This window comes from Pseudomonas synxantha (genome assembly GCF_900105675.1).
Taxonomy (GTDB): Bacteria; Pseudomonadota; Gammaproteobacteria; order Pseudomonadales; family Pseudomonadaceae; genus Aquipseudomonas; species Aquipseudomonas synxantha.
In genome coordinates, this window is sequence record NZ_LT629786.1 from 6,491,043 (window position 1) to 6,507,134 (window position 16,092).

General features: G+C 58.1%; 26 protein-coding genes. 25 read left to right on the forward strand and 1 reads right to left on the reverse strand.

Annotated elements, in window-relative coordinates:
• The first annotated feature begins 77 nt into the window (after positions 1-77).
• From BLU48_RS29975 to BLU48_RS30045, 16 genes are all read left to right on the forward strand, one after another.
• Positions 78-413, forward strand: coding sequence for a hypothetical protein (locus BLU48_RS29975; protein WP_057024721.1), 336 nt, complete (start codon positions 78-80; stop codon positions 411-413).
• On the forward strand, positions 410-709 hold the full coding sequence (locus BLU48_RS29980; protein ID WP_057024720.1) for a hypothetical protein: 300 nt from the start codon (positions 410-412) through the stop codon (positions 707-709). The genes BLU48_RS29975 and BLU48_RS29980 overlap by 4 nt, the downstream gene beginning before the upstream one ends.
• Entirely contained in the window at positions 706-942 is a 237-nt protein-coding gene (locus tag BLU48_RS29985; protein WP_057024719.1) for a hypothetical protein, read from the forward strand. The genes BLU48_RS29980 and BLU48_RS29985 overlap by 4 nt, the downstream gene beginning before the upstream one ends.
• Entirely contained in the window at positions 939-1,445 is a 507-nt protein-coding gene (locus tag BLU48_RS29990) for a hypothetical protein (RefSeq protein WP_057024718.1), read from the forward strand. Before BLU48_RS29985 ends, BLU48_RS29990 begins: the two co-directional genes overlap by 4 nt.
• Positions 1,442-2,245, forward strand: coding sequence for an ORF6N domain-containing protein (locus tag BLU48_RS29995; protein ID WP_057024717.1), 804 nt, complete (start codon positions 1,442-1,444; stop codon positions 2,243-2,245). Before BLU48_RS29990 ends, BLU48_RS29995 begins: the two co-directional genes overlap by 4 nt.
• On the forward strand, positions 2,242-2,688 hold the full coding sequence (locus tag BLU48_RS30000) for a hypothetical protein (RefSeq protein WP_057024716.1): 447 nt from the start codon (positions 2,242-2,244) through the stop codon (positions 2,686-2,688). Before BLU48_RS29995 ends, BLU48_RS30000 begins: the two co-directional genes overlap by 4 nt.
• Complete coding sequence (locus BLU48_RS30005; protein ID WP_057024715.1) at positions 2,685-3,281, forward strand: hypothetical protein; 597 nt, start codon at positions 2,685-2,687, stop codon at positions 3,279-3,281. The genes BLU48_RS30000 and BLU48_RS30005 overlap by 4 nt, the downstream gene beginning before the upstream one ends.
• Positions 3,278-3,514 carry a hypothetical protein gene (locus BLU48_RS30010; protein ID WP_034111997.1) on the forward strand — a complete coding sequence of 79 codons (237 nt, stop codon included), beginning with the start codon at positions 3,278-3,280 and terminating at the stop codon, positions 3,512-3,514. The genes BLU48_RS30005 and BLU48_RS30010 overlap by 4 nt, the downstream gene beginning before the upstream one ends.
• On the forward strand, positions 3,511-4,311 hold the full coding sequence (locus BLU48_RS30015) for a helix-turn-helix domain-containing protein (protein WP_034111999.1): 801 nt from the start codon (positions 3,511-3,513) through the stop codon (positions 4,309-4,311). Before BLU48_RS30010 ends, BLU48_RS30015 begins: the two co-directional genes overlap by 4 nt.
• Complete coding sequence (locus BLU48_RS30020; protein WP_057024714.1) at positions 4,295-5,092, forward strand: ATP-binding protein; 798 nt, start codon at positions 4,295-4,297, stop codon at positions 5,090-5,092. The genes BLU48_RS30015 and BLU48_RS30020 overlap by 17 nt, the downstream gene beginning before the upstream one ends.
• Entirely contained in the window at positions 5,089-6,492 is a 1,404-nt protein-coding gene (locus tag BLU48_RS30025) for a replicative DNA helicase (protein ID WP_057024713.1), read from the forward strand. Before BLU48_RS30020 ends, BLU48_RS30025 begins: the two co-directional genes overlap by 4 nt.
• A complete protein-coding gene (locus BLU48_RS30030) occupies positions 6,479-7,072 on the forward strand; it encodes a hypothetical protein (protein WP_057024712.1) in 594 nt (197 codons plus the stop codon). Before BLU48_RS30025 ends, BLU48_RS30030 begins: the two co-directional genes overlap by 14 nt.
• Positions 7,073-7,240: 168 nt before the next feature.
• Positions 7,241-7,525, forward strand: a complete 285-nt coding sequence (locus BLU48_RS30035) for a hypothetical protein (protein WP_034112007.1) — start codon at positions 7,241-7,243, stop codon at positions 7,523-7,525.
• Complete coding sequence (locus BLU48_RS30040) at positions 7,522-7,905, forward strand: antiterminator Q family protein (protein ID WP_034112008.1); 384 nt, start codon at positions 7,522-7,524, stop codon at positions 7,903-7,905. The genes BLU48_RS30035 and BLU48_RS30040 overlap by 4 nt, the downstream gene beginning before the upstream one ends.
• 132 nt (positions 7,906-8,037) lie before the next feature.
• The gene (locus BLU48_RS31940) at positions 8,038-8,202 is read left to right on the forward strand and encodes a hypothetical protein (protein WP_156422421.1); all 165 of its coding nucleotides are present in this window, start codon (positions 8,038-8,040) and stop codon (positions 8,200-8,202) included.
• A 202-nt stretch (positions 8,203-8,404) separates the two neighbouring features.
• On the forward strand, positions 8,405-8,917 hold the full coding sequence (locus BLU48_RS30045; RefSeq protein ID WP_057024711.1) for a hypothetical protein: 513 nt from the start codon (positions 8,405-8,407) through the stop codon (positions 8,915-8,917).
• 26 nt (positions 8,918-8,943) lie between these two features.
• Here the strand turns inward: BLU48_RS30045 and BLU48_RS30050 are convergent, their stop codons facing one another.
• A complete protein-coding gene (locus BLU48_RS30050) occupies positions 8,944-9,492 on the reverse strand; it encodes a hypothetical protein (protein WP_057024710.1) in 549 nt (182 codons plus the stop codon).
• 110 nt (positions 9,493-9,602) lie between these two features.
• Here BLU48_RS30050 and BLU48_RS30055 point away from each other — a divergent pair, with 110 nt between their 5' ends.
• From BLU48_RS30055 to BLU48_RS30095, 9 genes are all read left to right on the forward strand, one after another.
• Positions 9,603-9,932: a phage holin, lambda family gene (locus BLU48_RS30055; RefSeq protein ID WP_057024709.1), complete on the forward strand. Its 330-nt coding sequence runs from the start codon at positions 9,603-9,605 to the stop codon at positions 9,930-9,932.
• Between the two features lie 54 nt (positions 9,933-9,986).
• Positions 9,987-10,163 carry a hypothetical protein gene (locus BLU48_RS30060; RefSeq protein WP_167659866.1) on the forward strand — a complete coding sequence of 59 codons (177 nt, stop codon included), beginning with the start codon at positions 9,987-9,989 and terminating at the stop codon, positions 10,161-10,163.
• A 60-nt stretch (positions 10,164-10,223) separates the two neighbouring features.
• Positions 10,224-10,406 carry a hypothetical protein gene (locus BLU48_RS30065; protein WP_057024707.1) on the forward strand — a complete coding sequence of 61 codons (183 nt, stop codon included), beginning with the start codon at positions 10,224-10,226 and terminating at the stop codon, positions 10,404-10,406.
• Positions 10,406-10,738, forward strand: coding sequence for an HNH endonuclease (locus BLU48_RS30070; RefSeq protein WP_057024706.1), 333 nt, complete (start codon positions 10,406-10,408; stop codon positions 10,736-10,738). Before BLU48_RS30065 ends, BLU48_RS30070 begins: the two co-directional genes overlap by 1 nt.
• 153 nt (positions 10,739-10,891) lie before the next feature.
• Positions 10,892-11,299 (forward strand): hypothetical protein, encoded by a 408-nt coding sequence (locus BLU48_RS32140; RefSeq protein ID WP_197678341.1) that lies wholly within the window; start codon positions 10,892-10,894, stop codon positions 11,297-11,299.
• 2 nt (positions 11,300-11,301) lie between these two features.
• Positions 11,302-12,993 (forward strand): terminase large subunit, encoded by a 1,692-nt coding sequence (locus BLU48_RS30080; protein WP_052224552.1) that lies wholly within the window; start codon positions 11,302-11,304, stop codon positions 12,991-12,993.
• 7 nt (positions 12,994-13,000) lie between these two features.
• Complete coding sequence (locus BLU48_RS30085) at positions 13,001-14,215, forward strand: phage portal protein (RefSeq protein WP_057024705.1); 1,215 nt, start codon at positions 13,001-13,003, stop codon at positions 14,213-14,215.
• Positions 14,199-14,843, forward strand: a complete 645-nt coding sequence (locus BLU48_RS30090; protein ID WP_057024704.1) for an HK97 family phage prohead protease — start codon at positions 14,199-14,201, stop codon at positions 14,841-14,843. The genes BLU48_RS30085 and BLU48_RS30090 overlap by 17 nt, the downstream gene beginning before the upstream one ends.
• Entirely contained in the window at positions 14,840-16,045 is a 1,206-nt protein-coding gene (locus tag BLU48_RS30095) for a phage major capsid protein (RefSeq protein WP_057024703.1), read from the forward strand. The genes BLU48_RS30090 and BLU48_RS30095 overlap by 4 nt, the downstream gene beginning before the upstream one ends.
• Positions 16,046-16,092: the final 47 nt, after the last annotated feature.

Below are 16,092 nucleotides of genomic sequence, written 5' to 3' on the forward strand. Positions count from 1 at the left end.
GCTTCGCAGGCGGGCTTTAAGTCGCTACCAGTTCGCAGCTGGTGGCTTTGTATCTCATCGCTTGAAGGAGCGAGAAAATGTCACACCCAAAAAATACCACCGGCTCGCCTTTAGCGCAAGACTCCCTCACAGCTGAGGTTGAGTTTTGCGAAACTCCAATCAGCAACCAAGGGACAGAAATGCTCAAGGTTGCAGCGGGCATCGAATGCCGAGACGCAGTTGAAAAGGCTAGGGCGCTTTCCTCTGGCCTTGGCCAGATCTGTAAGCATATGCACGATGCAGTGAATTACGGCGACCTGGTTTGCTGCGATGGGCTGGAGACGCTGTCTTTTGTTGCAGAAGCTATCAGCGCCCTGCTCTGGTCCGTACAGAAAGGTCTTCCCTCGGAACTCGCAGAGAGGGAGCAAGCATGAATATCCAGGCGAATGAAATTAAGGAACTGGCTGACGAAGCGGAATTCCAGGTGCTGGCGACCATTGATATTTGCAACTGGGTTGCTGCCATCGCTCGCGCCATCGCTCGCGACGTTGAAACTGGCGGCGGCGTAGATGTTCCTGTGCTGGCTGACTTGGCCAAGTACTTTGATGACTCCGGCGCGACCAGTCTTGAAGCGGCTTTTGAGCAGTTCAAGAAGATCGCGGCCCTTGTTCCTGCGCCACGTTCCGCGCAACTCGAAAACGTGGCGCAGGAATCGGAGGTGCAGCCATGACCCGGTCCCGCGAGCTCTGTAACAACATTGATGCCCGCCTTCGTGTAATTCGCGGCCTTGCAGTCATCCTCATGGATAACGATTGCTTCAAGATTGAGGCAACAGGTAATGCGCCCGCCCAGCTTGATGCTGAAAACGAAATGAGCCTCCATGAGGCGGTCCACCTCCTTTCTGATCAAGCCCAGCATGAGCTGATTGAGCTGGTCGACTTGTTGGGAGGTACACCGGCATGAAGACCTCTATCCCTAAATCCAAACGCCCTTTGCCTAAAAGTAAGCAGATTGGCTTGCGAGCTAAGCCTGACGAGAAGAGTGCGTGGGAGCGCCTGCCATTTGTAGGCAAGGATCACAGCAAGCACTTCTCAAGCTGGGACGTTCCACTCACTGGCGGTTTCTTCGGAGGCATCGAAGTGGGGCGCGTGGCTGGACGCATGTTCCTTAAATACCTGCGCGATGAGCGTCAAAACCCTTGCAGGCTGGGCAGCATCAGCCTGAAAAGCGTGCTCGCTTCAATGGACGCCAAAGTAGCTTCTACTGACGAGGAAAAGTGGTCTCTGGAAGGTCACCGTGCCGGCTTTATGGGTGAGATCAGCTACTGGCTTGAATCCGCAGCCGAAAGACTGGGGGAAAGCTTTGACGCCATCCCCATGCGCTCCTTTGTCCAGATGGCGAATGAAGACCTGGAGCGTACAGACGAAGCTTTTAATGCAGCTATCAACTCGAAGGTGAGCCAATGACCATCGCCAAATTCCAAGGCGGCGATGCCGTCATCACCATCCACAATACCCAGCTGCCCATCGTTGAGTATCGCGGCCAGCGTGTTGTCACGCTCGCCATGATTGATCAGGTGCATGAGCGCCCGGAGGGGACTGCCGGCCGAACCTTCACGGCCCACAGGGAAAGACTGATCGAGGGGGAGGATTATTTCTTTGCCGACACCAGCCAAAAAGACGTTTTGCGTTGTTTTGGCATTGAGGTGCCAAACCGGGGGCTGACCCTGCTGGCAGAGCAGGGCTATCTGATGCTGGTCAAGCCTTTCACTGACGACCTGTCTTGGGCCGTCCAACGGCAGTTGGTAAACAGCTACTTCAGAGTCGCACCCGCGCTGGCGCCGCCGCTTCCTGCGGACTATATCGGCGCGCTGGAACATCTGCTGGCTTCGAAGCGTGCAGAGCAGTTGGCGATCGAGCAGCGTGACAAGGCCATCGAAACCAAGGCCGAGATCGGTTCGCGCCGTGAAGCGACAGCGATGGCCACGGCTTCGGCGGCTGTTCGCCAGGCCAACCAATTGAAGGAAGAGCTCGGACGCGGGCTGCGGCAGGCCACGGTCGCCGCCGTGGAGAAGGTCTGCAAGCGCAAGTTCGGCAAGCAGGGTTTCCGCCCACTGAAGAACTGGTGCGCTGAGAACGGCGTGCAAGCCCCGAAAGTCCACGATCCGCGTTATGGCTGGGTTCGCTCCTGGCCCGCAGCTGCCTGGGCAGACGTTTACCGAATTGACCTGGCTGACCTGTTTGGCGCCGACGGAGATTCCCAATGATCAAAAACAGCCCTGTTGTCGCCTGTCTCACCATGGAGATCGCGGCGATCATCCGACAGCACCTCAGCGTGCCAGAACCAACCGCAAAGGGCGGCGACCTGGTATCGCTCGTCCAATCCTACTGGCGCATCCATAACCTGATTGATGCCCCGGAAGACAAGCCTCGCACAAAGCGTCACCCGTTGAACCAAGGGCAATTGATCGACTTGGAGCGCGTCTCTCTGACCATCTACCGACAAATCATGGCGTTGACCGGGCTGAGCTTCTATCCGTCATGGCAAGTCTGTGTGGCTGCCGTCCGCATTGAGGCGGCAGGGGGGCTACTCGATTCCGAGATTGGCCTGGCCGAGGTAGATCGGCTCAAGAAATGGGTGGATGAACTTGGCTTCAAAGCCCAGATCATTGCCGAGCGCTGGATGGTGGAAGAGGGGGCAACGGCATGAACAACGTTATCGATTTTCCTCTGGTGCAGGCCGTGGAGATTATCAACGAGGCCCACTTCGAAAAGTTTGAAGACGCGGCACTCATGCTCATGTCCTTCGAAAAGCTGGCAGATGCAGTCGAGGTTGTTTCTGAGGGTGGCGAGATCCACGAACGTGACGACACCCACGTCGGCCTGATGGAGGCTTGCATGGCGCTCGCGGTGATGTTTCGCCGTAGAACCGGGCATGACGTACAGACGGTATCTGCTGACCACCTGGACCAAGAGAGGCGGGGCTTGATGGAAGGCGTTGAGGTTAATTCGCTACCTATTCCAGTCAGGCCTTCTGCGCTTAAACCGCTTCCAACAGAGGCTTTCAGGGGGGTGCCGACCGCGGATCTGGCTAGGGTTGGATTCAACTACATCAGCCGATCGCATGAGCACATCAAGGGTAACTGCCCGAAACTCATTGAGCTGGATCTCGCCCGCGCGCACTCGCTTGACGCCATGGGGGCGCTTGTTGTCCTGATCGAGAGGCTGTCGGGCGGCGTGGCTTCGATTGCCTGCGGCGAGACGCCAATTGCCAATGCTCCAGGCTCGGAGACGCTGCAATGACCACCCCTATGGAATCAACTACCGGGATTCCGGTAGTTACCCCCACCACCGCCGAAGTGGTCGCCGGCCCCTGGCCCAACTACTCCAATTGCCGCCACCTGCCTGAGCGTGACCGCTGGGAGGTCTACGGCATGGCCAAGGCTGCCCGCGGCGCCCTGCAAGACCGTGGTGTCGTCATGACCGAGACCTATGACGCGTTCATCGCCCGGATCACGCGGGAGTTGAACCTATGAGCATTCAATCCATGGTGTGGGCGCTGGAGCAGCAAGAGATCAAAGACTCTACCTGCCGTCATGTGTTGCTGTGCCTGGCCAACTACGCAGGCAGCGATGGGCGCGGGGCTTTCCCTTCAGCATTGACTCTGGCGGTCGACACCGGTCTTTCCGAGCGCACGGTGCGTTACAAGCTGGACGCCCTTGAGGCTGCTGGCCTGATTCGCCGCGGTAATCAGTCGATCGCGGCCGCTTACATTGACCGTCACGATCGTCGCCCGGTGGTGTATGACCTTATCGAAAAACGGGGTGCACCAGATGCACCCCGCTCCGAACGGGGTGCAAATGAAGACGCTACGGGGTGCAGCTCAGAACAGAACGGGGTGCAGATGAAGACAGAACGGGGTGCAGCAGCTGCACCCAATACGTCATCTACCCGTCATCTATCCGTTAATAAACCAAAAGAAGGCGCAGACAAGTCTGCTGGCCCACGAGGGAAGTCGGGCAAGTTCGATCCGTTGACTGCCAAGCCGGCAAACGCATCGGAACAAGCCTGGGCTGACTTCTGTGAAATGCGGAAGGCCAAGCGCGCACCACTGACCCTGCGAGCCTGTGAGTTGATTGCCAAGAAGCTGGCCAACCATCCAGAGCCCGACGCGGTGCTGGATAAGTCCACCACCAGCAGCTGGTCGGACATCTACCCAGAATCGGTGCTGGCTGGTGCTGGTGCCAAGAACGGTAAACCGTCGGCGTTCAACAACCTGCCCACCCACACCCCGGATATGTACCAAGGAGGCGAAGATGGCCCAGCGTTCTAATTTCCGCCGCCAGCCTGAGCAGCGCACCTTCGCCGGCGAGTGCCCGGTCCACGGCGCGGTTGATCGCTCCGAGGTTGAGCAGTTCGACGGCTCTCTGGCAGTACGCCCGTGCAAACAATGCCAGTTCCACGGCCTGCGCGTAGCGCCACGGGGGAGCGACGAACATTCGCAGGCGCTGGCCAACCTGCAAGCCGAAAGCGTCAACAGCGCGCTTGTAGGCTCGGGCATCACGCCGCGGTTTGCCGATAGCACTCTCGCCACCTACCGCGTCACCACCCCATCCATGACCCTGGCGCTGGAAACTTGCCAGGGCTATGCCGACAACTTCGGTGAGCACTTCCAGGCGGGGCGCAACCTGCTTTTGTGCGGGAACGTCGGTAACGGCAAGACGCACCTGGCCAGCGGCATCGTCCAGCATGTGATTCGTCAGCACCGTGCCGTGGCAGTGATCACCACCGCAGCCGAAATCATCCGCGTGTTCAAGCGCTCGATGGATCGAACCGCCGGCTACACCGAGGGCGATGTGATCAATGAGTTGGCGAGTTTCGACTTGTTGGTGATCGACGAGATTGGCGCCCAGGCCGGCACTCACTACGAGCTGTCGGTTCTGCATGAGGTGCTGGATCGCCGTTACAACCTGGTTCGCCCGACAGTGGTGGTGTCCAACCTCAACGCCCAAGGTCTGAGCCAGTACATTGGCGAGCGAGCCCTTGACCGGCTGCGCGAGAACAAAGCGCTGCTGGTCGGTTTCACCTGGGAATCGGCGCGGGGGCGTAAATGAACCACGAGGACAAGTATTACCGTCTCGAGGCCGAGCAGGGCGTGCTGGGCGCGATCATGATCGCCTCGCTCAACGAAAGCGCCGGAATGCTGGACGAGATCATCTCGCAGATGAAGTCTGGCGACTTCTGGCACCAGGACAACGCTGCGCTGTTCGATGTGATCTGCGACTGTCATGCGCAGCGTATGCCTGTTGACGCGGTGACGCTGGGCTCGATTCAGCACTATCTGCCCAGCGGGACATCCACTCTCCAATACACCATCGACCTATGCCGAGGCGTCCCATCGGCGGCTAATTGGAAGAGCTATGCCCAGCAGGTTAGGAAGTGGGCGCTGGTGCGTCAGTTTCGCGACCTTGGGCGAATCGTGGACAGCGGCGTTTATGACGATCTGCCAGCAGATGAAATCCTTGATCAGTGTGATTTGGCGCTGGCCGACCTGCGTGACCTGAAGGCATCTGGAAAAGCAGGTTACAAGCGGATGAGCGATGTTTTGCCGATTGTGCTGGATCACATGGATGACGTGCTCAACGATAAGGCGCCTCCGAAGCTCTCTACCGGCCTGGCGGATCTGGACAAGCTGATTGGCTTTCTGCGCCAAAAATCAATGGTGGTGATTGGAGGTCGACCGGGCGGCGGCAAGACAATGCTGGGGCTGCAGATCATGAATCACGTTGCTACTCGCGGCCACGGCGTAGGGCTGGTGGTAAGTCTTGAGATGCCTGGTGAACAACTGACACTGAGGACCATTGCGAGCCTGGGCGGCGTAGACCTGCGTCGGATGGATGAGGTCAAGTGCCTGGAGCAAGAAGAGTGGAACCGGATAGGCGTCGCGGCCGGAAAAATCAAGGAGGCAGAGCTCTACCTGCTCGACACTCCAGGCCTGACGATGCCAGCCATCCGAGCCGAGGCGTTGAAGCTCCAGCGCGAGGTTGGGCTCGATATCCTGATGATCGACTACGTGCAGATCGTTGGCACTGACGGCAAATCACAGAACCGGGCGGACGCGGTAGCCAAGGTTTCGATCGCGATCATGAATCTCAGCCGAGAGCTCGCGATTCCGATCCTGGTGCTGGCGCAGCTCAATCGAGGCCCGGCCAATCGGCCAGGCAAGAAACCACAGGCCAGCGACCTCAAGGAAAGCGGCCAGATTGAGCAAGACGCGGACGCGGTGATCCTGGTGCATTACGACCGGGACTCTGAGATGGGCCAGCAGGGCGTCACCGAGTTGATTCTGGATAAGGGGAGGCAAGCCGAAGCCGGCTCATGCCTGGTACAGCGTCAAGGCCAGTTCGGGCGGTTCGTCAACTTTGCGGGCCGTGAGCCCACCCAGGAAGAGGTGGAGATCAGCCGCCCCTTCTCCAGCCAGTACAAGGGGAAGAAGAACAATGAGAAGTTTTAAGCTGCTGGACCGCCTGCTGGGGCGCAACGCCGAGCCGTTCGTGCCTGGTGCGCACTTGAGCGCGCTTAGCTCAAAGATGGAGGCTGGACAGTGCTGGATCGTCCCGGAGGGCGCCGTTGTTGTCCCGTCACCTCCAGAGCCGAAGTACCCGGAAGCCGAGCGAATCGCCGCGTCGATCCGAGATTTCCCCGAGGACTGGGGCTGGGAGCGCAAGGGGTACGACCTGGTCCACATCCCCAGCGGGTTCAGGCTGTGGGTGGCCAATGAAGACTATGGCTTGGCCGAGGTCCACCCAAATAACGGAAAGACGGACTTCACGAAGCCTGAGCAGGCAATCATCTGGCCGGCTGTGGCCGATTGGCTTGGACACCGAAAGGTCGGGTTCACTGGGAGACTTCCGAAGGCGACCATCACCGGGCGCAGAGGGACTTACTGGTGCTTTGCTCAAGAGCATCCGTGGGCTGGCGTAGGAAGCTCGCCCGCGGAGGCTTATCGAATCTGGAAGTTCGCCATTTCGGTGGAAGCGCGCGTCGACATAAGCCCTGGGGAATACCTTCAACTGCGGAGTGTGAAGCTATGACTCGCTCCAAAACGTTAGACGGGATCGTCAGAGGTGCTGAGGCCGAGCAGACAGGCGTTAGATTCCAATATTCACGTTTTCCGCTACAAGCCACGGATTGCGGGACCTGCGCCCTGCATCCACAAATTGTGATTGTGGAGGTTTGTAAAAGCCTCGGGAGTGCCGCAAATGAGTAACGTAACGGCGGCATTGCCGCGTAAAAGCCTGACCTCTGACGAGCGGGATTTTCTGAAACAAGGTAACCGGCTGCTGCTCGACAAGCCCAACGGCCGTATCGGCGCCGCCGCACTGATGGACCTGGTCGCAGACTGGGGAAACCACCGCGGCAGCCTCGGATTCCAAGACTACGCCCGCCGGTGGATCACCGAAGGGCACGCCAAGAACAAAATCGCCGACAAGATGCTCCGTGAGCTGTTTGGCCTGAACGAACCGACACCGAGGAAAGCGGCATGAATACAAGAAAACCTTCGCGTCTGCCGCTGGGCGATACCGAGTACATGCTTGAGCAATGGGGCTTCTGGCGCATGGATGGCATGGGCGTACCGAGCTATGTGTCACCGTCCTGGGCGATCATGCGGGACATGGTCCCGTCGACGAGCAAGTCATACGTCATCACGGACGAACTGGCCAGCGTCGTTGATGGTGCGGTCGCCAGGCTTTGCAAGCGTGCGCCAGAAATGGGCGACTTCATTTGGCTCTACTATGGAGCCAAGTGGCCAGCCAAGCGTATTGGCAACAAGTACGACATGAGCGAGGCAAAGGCCAGGGAGATCATCAAAACGGGAGTCGGATGGATAGACTGCTCACTGGAAAAATTCATCGAAGCCGCATAAAAAACTTGCACACGCGGAATAGCCCTGTTTTCATGGCACCGTGTTCAGCTTTTCAAGCGCGACACCACATCGAAAGCCCGGCCACTGCGCCGGGTTTTTTATTGCCTCGAGTTCAACCTTCTGGAGATGCGCATGAAGCTAAAAGCCAAAAGCAATCTGCTGGAGCGCGCCAGAACGGCATGGGAGGCGGTCGCACGCCAAGTTGGCGAGAACGACTTCTCGCGCCATCCGCGCACCGGCGAGTATTTGCATCCCGGTGTCGCCATGGGTTGGCGGATCCACAAAAAGAATCTGTAGTTTCACCTGTAGCCAGGACAGCCCTCGGGAAGGCCTGGACGTCGATAGCCGGATAGTGCGACGTACGGAAATAACACCGGCAGCATGAGCAGCTCATTCCTGTGCTATTGGGGCTGGCTCAAGCAGACCGAGGGGAAAGACCCTCACACCTATTTCAAGGCTCTCCATGTCGGCGGGCCTTCGTCGTTTCTGGAGCACGGTAATGACCGATCAAGCGAAGAATGATGCTCAACCAGTGATTGATGCGGTCGTCGTTGGTGACGCCCAACGTCTGCTCCGCGCACTGCGTGGACTTGCCAAGGCGCTGCCCGAGGTGTTTATCCGTGTTACTGGTCAGTTGTTGAGTACCAAGCAGTGTGAAAGCGTAAGCGCCGTATGTTTCGGCTTCGGCGCCATCAGCGACTTCTATCACGTTGATGGCAAGGTATTTGGTGCGGTGTACACCGACACCTTCCTGCTGATTCGCCAGGCTGGCCCAATGGGTGTTGGCATGGCTTACGAAGAGGTCAGGAAGCTGGTACTTGAGGTGCGTGCCGAGTACGACGAAACGGTTCTGAAGAAGGCGATGCAGCTCAAGGAATCACTGGAAGAGCTGGACCGGCTACTGAGCGGCCACTCTTTCGCTGATAGCAAGCTGACCAGTATGGCTCACGCCGACCTGTTCAAAGGTCAAGCCCTGCTGGTAGCGGCCCTGAACCCGATCAAGCGTGAATGATCCTGATCGGGTAGCGGAGAATGAATTTATGGCTGGACCAAGATTTTTTGCAGGAAAGCGGTTTGGCGGGTTAACTCCTCACGCATTTGTGCTTCATCCGGAGCTTGAATGTAAATCTGAATGTCTGCCGTGTACGCCCAGACACTCTCTTCCTTCAGCCAGTGCCTACGCAGCCGCACTTCAAACGGAAGGGCGTTATCTGGGAACTCATCACTGTGAGCCAGAGCAATCACGATGCTCCGGGATAGCACTAGATAAGGATCCGGCGTCTCTGCCCACTGGCGGTTCCTAAAAATAACCGCCACATACATCGATCGCGTGATGCCAGCTTCAGTTTTCGTCGTTGTGTGCGCGCATCGGAAGGTTTCGAAGTCTTGGCCAGGGCCATTGATGGCGCGAATCAATTTCTCGAGTTCTGGCTCACCTTTGAGTTCTGGTATCTCGTTGATCCGTTCAGGCTCCTTCGACAACCAGATCATTGGGTGGTGGCCTGTCTCGATATCTGTCGCATACGGCAGGTTCCGATGCCCTGTGGTGTACGTGATTTGAACACTTGCTGTTTTTTCGTTTTCCATGAGTTGCGTGCGTCCTTTCTGTGTGGAAGCCGAACGATAGCACGGAGCCATATGCCTGCCATTGAGCGGGCTTTTTTATTCCCTCACTCCCTAACCGGGAGGATATCGAGATGAACATGCCAGACAAACCAGACACATGGGCGTTCGCGTTCGCATGGTTTAGCCAGCACTTCCCTTTGATCGGCGCCGCCTTGCTGTCTGCCGCGATGGCGGTGTTGCGGATCACTTACGGTGGCGGCACTCGACGCCAGATGCTGGTCGAGGGTGCCATCTGCGGTGGTTTGACCCTGACCATCATTAGCGGACTGGAGTTCTTCGGCCTGCCTCAGACCATGTCCACCTTTGTCGGCGGCTGGGTTGGCTTCCTGGGTGTGGAGAAGATCCGCGCCATTGCTGACCGGGTTACCGACTTCAAGCTTCCTGGCCGCAAGGTCGAATAATCCGCGCCACGTTTTCGAATGCGCCAAATCGTGGCGCGCAACAAGGACCACACCATGAGCACAGTCAGCGCCGAGTACTACCAGATCAAAGGCATGGTCAGTGATATGCCAGCTGAAGAGCAGGCTGAGGTCGTCCGCGTAGAATCCCTGGTGGTGGAGCTGGCCAATACCTCTCAGTCAGCAGCGCTTGGTGTGATGCTGGCCTCGATCAAGCTTTCGCTGGAGGCGTGATGGCTTGCAGTGGATGCGCCGCCCGGCGCGAATGGCTCAACAAGATGAAGAGGCTGGCATATGAGCGAGCAAGTGAGCTGCTTACTGGTCGAGTTGCTGACCGAGCAGAAGAAGCAGACCTCCCTGCTCGAACAGATAGCGAGCCAGCAGATTCTGATGATCGAAGTGCTGGCGGACGAGCAGGGTGAGCAAGACCCGGACGCCATGCCGTTGACCTACATGGATGGGAGCAAGGTGACCTGATGGCTCGCCTCCAGACCCTGGGTAATAGGGTCGCCACCCAAGGCAACAGACTGGCAACCGCGGCACCTGGTTCGTGGAGGACTGGCAAGACCACCTCTAGCCAGCGCGGGTACAACTACGAATGGCAGAAGGCCCGACTGGTGCACCTCAACGAGAACCCGCTCTGTGTGTACTGCCAGCGCGAGGACAAGGTGACGGCAGCGAACACCGTCGACCACGTCATACCTCACCGAGGAGACATGACACTGTTCTGGGATCGAGCCAACTGGATGAGCCTGTGCGGACCTTGCCACTCATCGAAGAAGCAACGAGAGGAGGCGCAGGGTGCCTGAGTCGATCTGTAGCACGTCACTCGCACCTTGAGGCACGCCAACTCCCCGATCTGAGACCCGGGGGCGGTCAAATTATGGAGACCGACTTTTCTCCAGACCACTCCCCCTCTCACGCGCAGATTTTCTCCCCCTTTTGAAAAAGGAATTCAGCAAATGGCAGGCGTCAAAGGCAAGAGCGGGGGCGCTCGCCCCAACTCTGGCGGCGCTCGGCCGGGTGCTGGCCGGAAAAAGAAGGTTGATCCTGAATCAGCAAACTCCTCGGCGGTGTCCGTGGAGTTCGAGCCGCAGCCACACGGCGGTGCGCTGAAGCGCGAGAAGGCGGTTCCAGTTCCGGCTCCTGAGATGGACATGCTGTCCCTACTGACCAAGATTGCACTTGGCCAGCTGGATGCCAGCCCAATACAGGTTCGGGCAGCTATTGCCGCCGTTCAATACACCCATGTCAAAAAGGCAGATGGCGGTAAGAAGGACGAGCAGCAGAAGGCAGCCGAGCAGGCCGCTGGGAAATTCTCCCGGCAGGCACCACCCAAATTAGTAGCAACGAACGGTAAGCAGGTTTAGCTATGGAGTGGTCGACAGCGTGCCCCGACTGGGAGCGGCGGTTGGTCGCCCGCGAATCGATTATCCCGCCGCCGATCTTCGTGGAGGAGGCCGAGCGCGCCCTGCAGATCTTCAAGGAACTACGCGTCCCTGATCTGCCAGGTAAGCCACGGATGGCGGATTGCTGTGATGAGTGGGTGTTCAATTTCGTTCGCTGTATCTTCGGGGCCTACGATGCTGAGACTGGCAAGCAGCTGATCCGAGAGTTCGGCCTACTGATCAGCAAGAAAAACACGAAGAGCACCATCGCAGCCGGCATCATGCTCACCGCACTGATCCTGTGCTGGCGAGAGGAAGAAGAGCATCTGATCCTGGCTCCAACCCGCGAGGTCGCTGACAACGCATTCAAGCCGGCGGCGGCCATGGTCAGGGCTGACGCAGAGCTGTCAGCAATGTTCCATATCCAGGATCACATCAGGACCATCACGGACCGCACCACGCGGAACTCGTTGAAGGTCGTTGCCGCTGATACCGATACCGTGTCAGGCAAGAAGTCGGGCAAAGTTTTGGTCGATGAGCTTTGGGTCTTCGGCAAGCGCTCCAATGCTGAATCCATGTTTATGGAAGCGCTCGGTGGTCAGATCTCTCGCGAAGAGGGGTGGGTCATCTTTCTGACAACCCAGAGCGATGACCCTCCCGCCGGCGTGTTCAAGGAGAAGCTGAGCTACTGGCGGAATGTGCGGGACGGCAAAATCCTCGATCGCAAAACACTGGGCATCTTGTACGAATTCCCCTTGCAGATGATTGAGGACAAGGCGTACCTCAGGTCAGAAAACTTCTACATCACCAACCCCAACATAGGCCGCTCGGTTAGCGCTGAGTGGTTGGGTGACGAGCTCAAAAAGAAACAGGGCGCCTCTGATGGCACCCTTCAACAGTTTCTGGCTAAGCATCTCAACATCGAGATAGGGCTGAACCTGCGCTCGGATCGTTGGGCTGGCGCAGAGTTCTGGGAGGTTCAGGCCGCTCCGGAGGGGCTGACGTTCGAGCAGTTGATTGACCGGTCTGAGGTCGTCGACGTTGGGATTGACGGAGGCGGCCTCGATGACTTGCTTGGTTTTGCTGTTGCTGGCCGCGACAAGCTCACCCGTCAGTGGCTGCTCTGGACGCACGCCTGGGCTCACCCATCCGTGCTGGAACGGCGCAAGAGCGAAGCTCCGCGCTTTCGCGACTTCTCCGTAGAAGGTGATTTGACTCTGGTTGAGACAATCGGCGAGGACGTGCAGGAGGTCGCTGAGTTGGTCGCTCGGGTCGAAGCTGCCGGCTTACTCGACAAGGTCGGGGTCGACCCGTCAGGCATCGGCGCCATTCTCGACGCGCTCGCCGAGGCCGGGATTCCGGAAGACAAAATTATCGGCATTAGCCAAGGCTGGAAGTTGAACGGCGCAATCAAGACCACTGAGCGAAAGCTCGCCGAGGGCGGCCTGGTCCATGGCGGCCAACCAATGATGGCCTGGTGCTGTGGCAATGCGCGGGTGGTACCAGCCGGTAACGCAATTTTGATCACCAAGCAGGCGTCGGGCCTGGCGAAGATCGACCCCTTGATGGCGGCCTTTAACGCTATCTCGCTGCTCTCGCTTAACCCCCAGGCCCAGAGCGGCCTCGACAATTACCTGGCTGATGGGTTCTTCGGACTTATCGGCTCGAACTCATAGGCTGAATATGGCATCTCGTTGGTACAACCCGCTGTCATGGCGCATGTTCGGCTACACCGATCCGGCCACCGGCAACTATGTTGAGGTTGACATGGTTGCCGGTGGGAAACGCACGAAATCAGGCGTGAAAATCACGGCGCAGACAGCCATAACAATCCCGATCGTATGGGCGTGCGTGAAGATCCTGAGCGAGTCTGCCGCCGGGCTGCCACTGAAGCTATTTGAGGACACCCCCGCGGGCCGTGTACTGGTCGACTCCAAATCAAGGTCGGCACGGGTGCTCAGAAAGCCCAATCCGTACATGACCAAACTCAACTTCCTGAAGTGCGCCGTGGTGAACATGGCGCTGCGGGGGAATGCATACAGCATTATTGAGCGCGCTGATAACGGTGACTGGATCGGCTTCATCCCGGTGAGCGCGGACAACGTTCAGGTCGACACCTCTGACGACTTGATCTACTGGGTCACGATAGGCGGCAAGCGTTTCCCTGTATCGCCGGAGAACATGCTGCACTTCAAGCTGTTCAGCATGGACGGCATCAACGGACTGTCCCCTGTTGAGTACCAGGCGGAAACAATGGGACTGGCCAAGACGGCGCAAAACTGGTCGGCGATGTTCATGCGCAAGGGCGGTTTTACCGGCGGCTACGTCATCTACGACCAGTTCCTGACGAAAGTACAGCAAGCACAGATCATGGAGAAGTTCCCTGACGTGCGGAAAGGCGACATCAACGACATCGGCTCGATGGGCATTTTGCAGGGCGGCCCGAAGATCGTGCCCGCCGGCCTGAGTCAGAAGGACAGCCAGTTCATTGAGTCCCAGCAGTTCCAGGAAGAGGCCATTGCCGGTTGCTATGGCGTGCCCCTGTACCTGGCCAACCGCGCTGGTAAGACCTCGATCATGGGCTCGAACCTGGAGCAGCAAACCAGCGGGTACGTGACCTTCGGCCTTAAGCCCTACCTCGACGCGATCGAGGATGAGATCAACGACAAGCTCTTCCGCGATAAACCCCAGTTTGTGGAGTTCATTGTGGAGGGTCTGCTGCGCGCTGATAGCGCTGGCCGGGCCGCTTACTACCAGGCCGCGCTTGGCGGATCTGGGGGATCTGGGTGGCTGACGATTAACGAAGTCCGCGAGAAGGAAAACGAATCCCGGATGACTGGCGCCGAATACGACCGGGTCACCCGGTGGGAGATGCAGACCAATGCTAAGCAAGATTGAAGTCCCCTTTGAAGTTAAGGCCAGTGATGACCTGGGCAACTTCGAAGGTTATGCGGCAGTGTTCAATAACGTTGACTTGGGCGATGACGTGATTCTCCCTGGAGCATTCACCAAGGTGAAGACCACGCGCGCCGGGCGTCTGAAGTTGGCGCTATTCCATGACCTTACCCGCCTCGTAGGTTCGGCAGACTTCACCCAGGACAGTCATGGCCTTTACATCAAGGGCAAGGTGAACCTGGCGGTGAGCTATGCCCGTGACGCATACGAGCTGATGAAAGAGGGCACGCTCGACAGTATGTCGATCGGCTTCAACACCATCCTGGCTGCGTACGAAGAGCGTGAAGGTCGGAGCATCCGCATTATCAAGCAGGCGGAGCTCTGGGAGGCATCGCTGGTGCCTTTCGGCATGAACCCAGAGGCACAAGTCACCGACGTGAAGTCGGACATAAGAATTTTTGAGAAGGCTCTGCGCGATCGCATGGGCCTTTCCCAAAAGGAGGCGGCAGCAGTCGCCTCGCTCGGCTACTCCGCAGTGCACCGCGATGGTGGTACTGAGGCCACGGCGATCGTGGAAGGGCTGAAATCACTCTCCACCACTTTTGACAATTTTTTTAAGGTGTCGCCATGACCGATCCAATCCAAGAAGTAAAAGCCACGCTCGAAACCCAGCTGAAGGAAGGTTTCACTGGCTTGCAAAAGAAATACGACGCTGTTGCCGATGAGATGCAAAAAGGCAACACCGTCACCACCGAGATGAAATCGCAGATCGAAAAGCAGAAGGGCGAAATCGAGCGTGTGATCGAGCAGGTTCAGAAGCTGGAAGAGAAGGGCATCAAACTGCGCAGCCAGCCGGGCGAGGCCAAGAGCTTTATCGATCTGGTGAAAAATGACGACGCCTACAAGTCTTTGCAGGCGAAGAGCGTTTCCCTGGCCGATATCGAAGTGACCAAGTCCGACATGGCCAGCATGAAGGAAATGAAGGTCACCAGCGCCGGCATCGTTGCTCCTAACTACGATCCGGTCATCCAGCCCGGCATCCGCCAGGAACTGCGCATCCGCGATCTGTTGACCACGGTGCCGGTGTCTGGACAGAACTACACCTATTTCAAAGAAAACCTGCACACCCGCGGTGCGGCGCCGGTTGCCGAAGGGGGTTTGAAGCCCACCAGCAACGTGACTTTCACAACCCAAACCGACCGAGTCAAGAAGATCGCCGTCTGGATGCCAGTGACCGACGAGGCACTGGACGACGTTCCTCAACTGATGGCCTACCTGCAGGAACTGCTGCGTTACGACCTCAAGCTCGAGGAAGAGCGCCAGATCCTGAAGGGTGATGGCACCGGTGAGAACCTGAATGGCCTGATGACCCAGGCCACCGTGTACGACGCGACGTTGACCAAGGCTGGCGATACCGCCATCGATCTGGTGCGCCGCGCGATCTACCAGGTTCGCAAGCAGTCGATGCTTTCCGCCGACGGCATTGTGATGACCGAGCTCGACTGGATGAACATCGAGCTTCAGAAGGACGGCGAGAACCGCTACCTGTTCGCGAACCTGCAAGGATTGGTTACACCCGTCCTCTGGGGTCGCCCGGTTGTAACCTCCGACAGTGTCGATGAGGGTGATGTCGATACTGGCGGTGAGTTCCTGGTGGCGAACTTCGCGCGATCTTCCGTGCTGTTCGACCGCATGTCGTTCCTGTTCAAGATGGGCCTGATCAACGATCAATTCATCAAGAACGAACGTGCCCTGCTGGTTGAAGAGCGCCTCGGTCTTGGTGTACGCCGCCGTGAAGGCCTGGTCAAAGGTCGCTTCGCTGCCGCGGCGTAATCCCCTCAGCTTGCAATGGCCGGCCCTGTGCCGGCCTTTTCGTTTCA

What these genes read in the sequence shown, in the direction of transcription:
- BLU48_RS30050 (WP_057024710.1), bottom strand. Translation starts at nt 9,492, where the DNA reads ATGGAAAACGAAAAAACAGCAAGTGTTCAAATCACGTACACCACAGGG.
- BLU48_RS30015 (WP_034111999.1), top strand. Translation starts at nt 3,511, where the DNA reads ATGAGCATTCAATCCATGGTGTGGGCGCTGGAGCAGCAAGAGATCAAA.
- BLU48_RS30085 (WP_057024705.1), top strand. Translation starts at nt 13,001, where the DNA reads ATGGCATCTCGTTGGTACAACCCGCTGTCATGGCGCATGTTCGGCTAC.
- BLU48_RS30090 (WP_057024704.1), top strand. Translation starts at nt 14,199, where the DNA reads ATGCTAAGCAAGATTGAAGTCCCCTTTGAAGTTAAGGCCAGTGATGAC.
- BLU48_RS29995 (WP_057024717.1), top strand. Translation starts at nt 1,442, where the DNA reads ATGACCATCGCCAAATTCCAAGGCGGCGATGCCGTCATCACCATCCAC.
- BLU48_RS30080 (WP_052224552.1), top strand. Translation starts at nt 11,302, where the DNA reads ATGGAGTGGTCGACAGCGTGCCCCGACTGGGAGCGGCGGTTGGTCGCC.
- BLU48_RS30040 (WP_034112008.1), top strand. Translation starts at nt 7,522, where the DNA reads ATGAATACAAGAAAACCTTCGCGTCTGCCGCTGGGCGATACCGAGTAC.
- BLU48_RS30055 (WP_057024709.1), top strand. Translation starts at nt 9,603, where the DNA reads ATGAACATGCCAGACAAACCAGACACATGGGCGTTCGCGTTCGCATGG.
- BLU48_RS30070 (WP_057024706.1), top strand. Translation starts at nt 10,406, where the DNA reads ATGGCTCGCCTCCAGACCCTGGGTAATAGGGTCGCCACCCAAGGCAAC.
- BLU48_RS30000 (WP_057024716.1), top strand. Translation starts at nt 2,242, where the DNA reads ATGATCAAAAACAGCCCTGTTGTCGCCTGTCTCACCATGGAGATCGCG.
- BLU48_RS30065 (WP_057024707.1), top strand. Translation starts at nt 10,224, where the DNA reads ATGAGCGAGCAAGTGAGCTGCTTACTGGTCGAGTTGCTGACCGAGCAG.
- BLU48_RS30020 (WP_057024714.1), top strand. Translation starts at nt 4,295, where the DNA reads ATGGCCCAGCGTTCTAATTTCCGCCGCCAGCCTGAGCAGCGCACCTTC.
- BLU48_RS29990 (WP_057024718.1), top strand. Translation starts at nt 939, where the DNA reads ATGAAGACCTCTATCCCTAAATCCAAACGCCCTTTGCCTAAAAGTAAG.
- BLU48_RS30030 (WP_057024712.1), top strand. Translation starts at nt 6,479, where the DNA reads ATGAGAAGTTTTAAGCTGCTGGACCGCCTGCTGGGGCGCAACGCCGAG.
- BLU48_RS30035 (WP_034112007.1), top strand. Translation starts at nt 7,241, where the DNA reads ATGAGTAACGTAACGGCGGCATTGCCGCGTAAAAGCCTGACCTCTGAC.
- BLU48_RS30095 (WP_057024703.1), top strand. Translation starts at nt 14,840, where the DNA reads ATGACCGATCCAATCCAAGAAGTAAAAGCCACGCTCGAAACCCAGCTG.
- BLU48_RS29980 (WP_057024720.1), top strand. Translation starts at nt 410, where the DNA reads ATGAATATCCAGGCGAATGAAATTAAGGAACTGGCTGACGAAGCGGAA.
- BLU48_RS31940 (WP_156422421.1), top strand. Translation starts at nt 8,038, where the DNA reads ATGAAGCTAAAAGCCAAAAGCAATCTGCTGGAGCGCGCCAGAACGGCA.
- BLU48_RS30045 (WP_057024711.1), top strand. Translation starts at nt 8,405, where the DNA reads ATGACCGATCAAGCGAAGAATGATGCTCAACCAGTGATTGATGCGGTC.
- BLU48_RS30025 (WP_057024713.1), top strand. Translation starts at nt 5,089, where the DNA reads ATGAACCACGAGGACAAGTATTACCGTCTCGAGGCCGAGCAGGGCGTG.
- BLU48_RS29975 (WP_057024721.1), top strand. Translation starts at nt 78, where the DNA reads ATGTCACACCCAAAAAATACCACCGGCTCGCCTTTAGCGCAAGACTCC.
- BLU48_RS29985 (WP_057024719.1), top strand. Translation starts at nt 706, where the DNA reads ATGACCCGGTCCCGCGAGCTCTGTAACAACATTGATGCCCGCCTTCGT.
- BLU48_RS30060 (WP_167659866.1), top strand. Translation starts at nt 9,987, where the DNA reads ATGAGCACAGTCAGCGCCGAGTACTACCAGATCAAAGGCATGGTCAGT.
- BLU48_RS32140 (WP_197678341.1), top strand. Translation starts at nt 10,892, where the DNA reads ATGGCAGGCGTCAAAGGCAAGAGCGGGGGCGCTCGCCCCAACTCTGGC.
- BLU48_RS30010 (WP_034111997.1), top strand. Translation starts at nt 3,278, where the DNA reads ATGACCACCCCTATGGAATCAACTACCGGGATTCCGGTAGTTACCCCC.
- BLU48_RS30005 (WP_057024715.1), top strand. Translation starts at nt 2,685, where the DNA reads ATGAACAACGTTATCGATTTTCCTCTGGTGCAGGCCGTGGAGATTATC.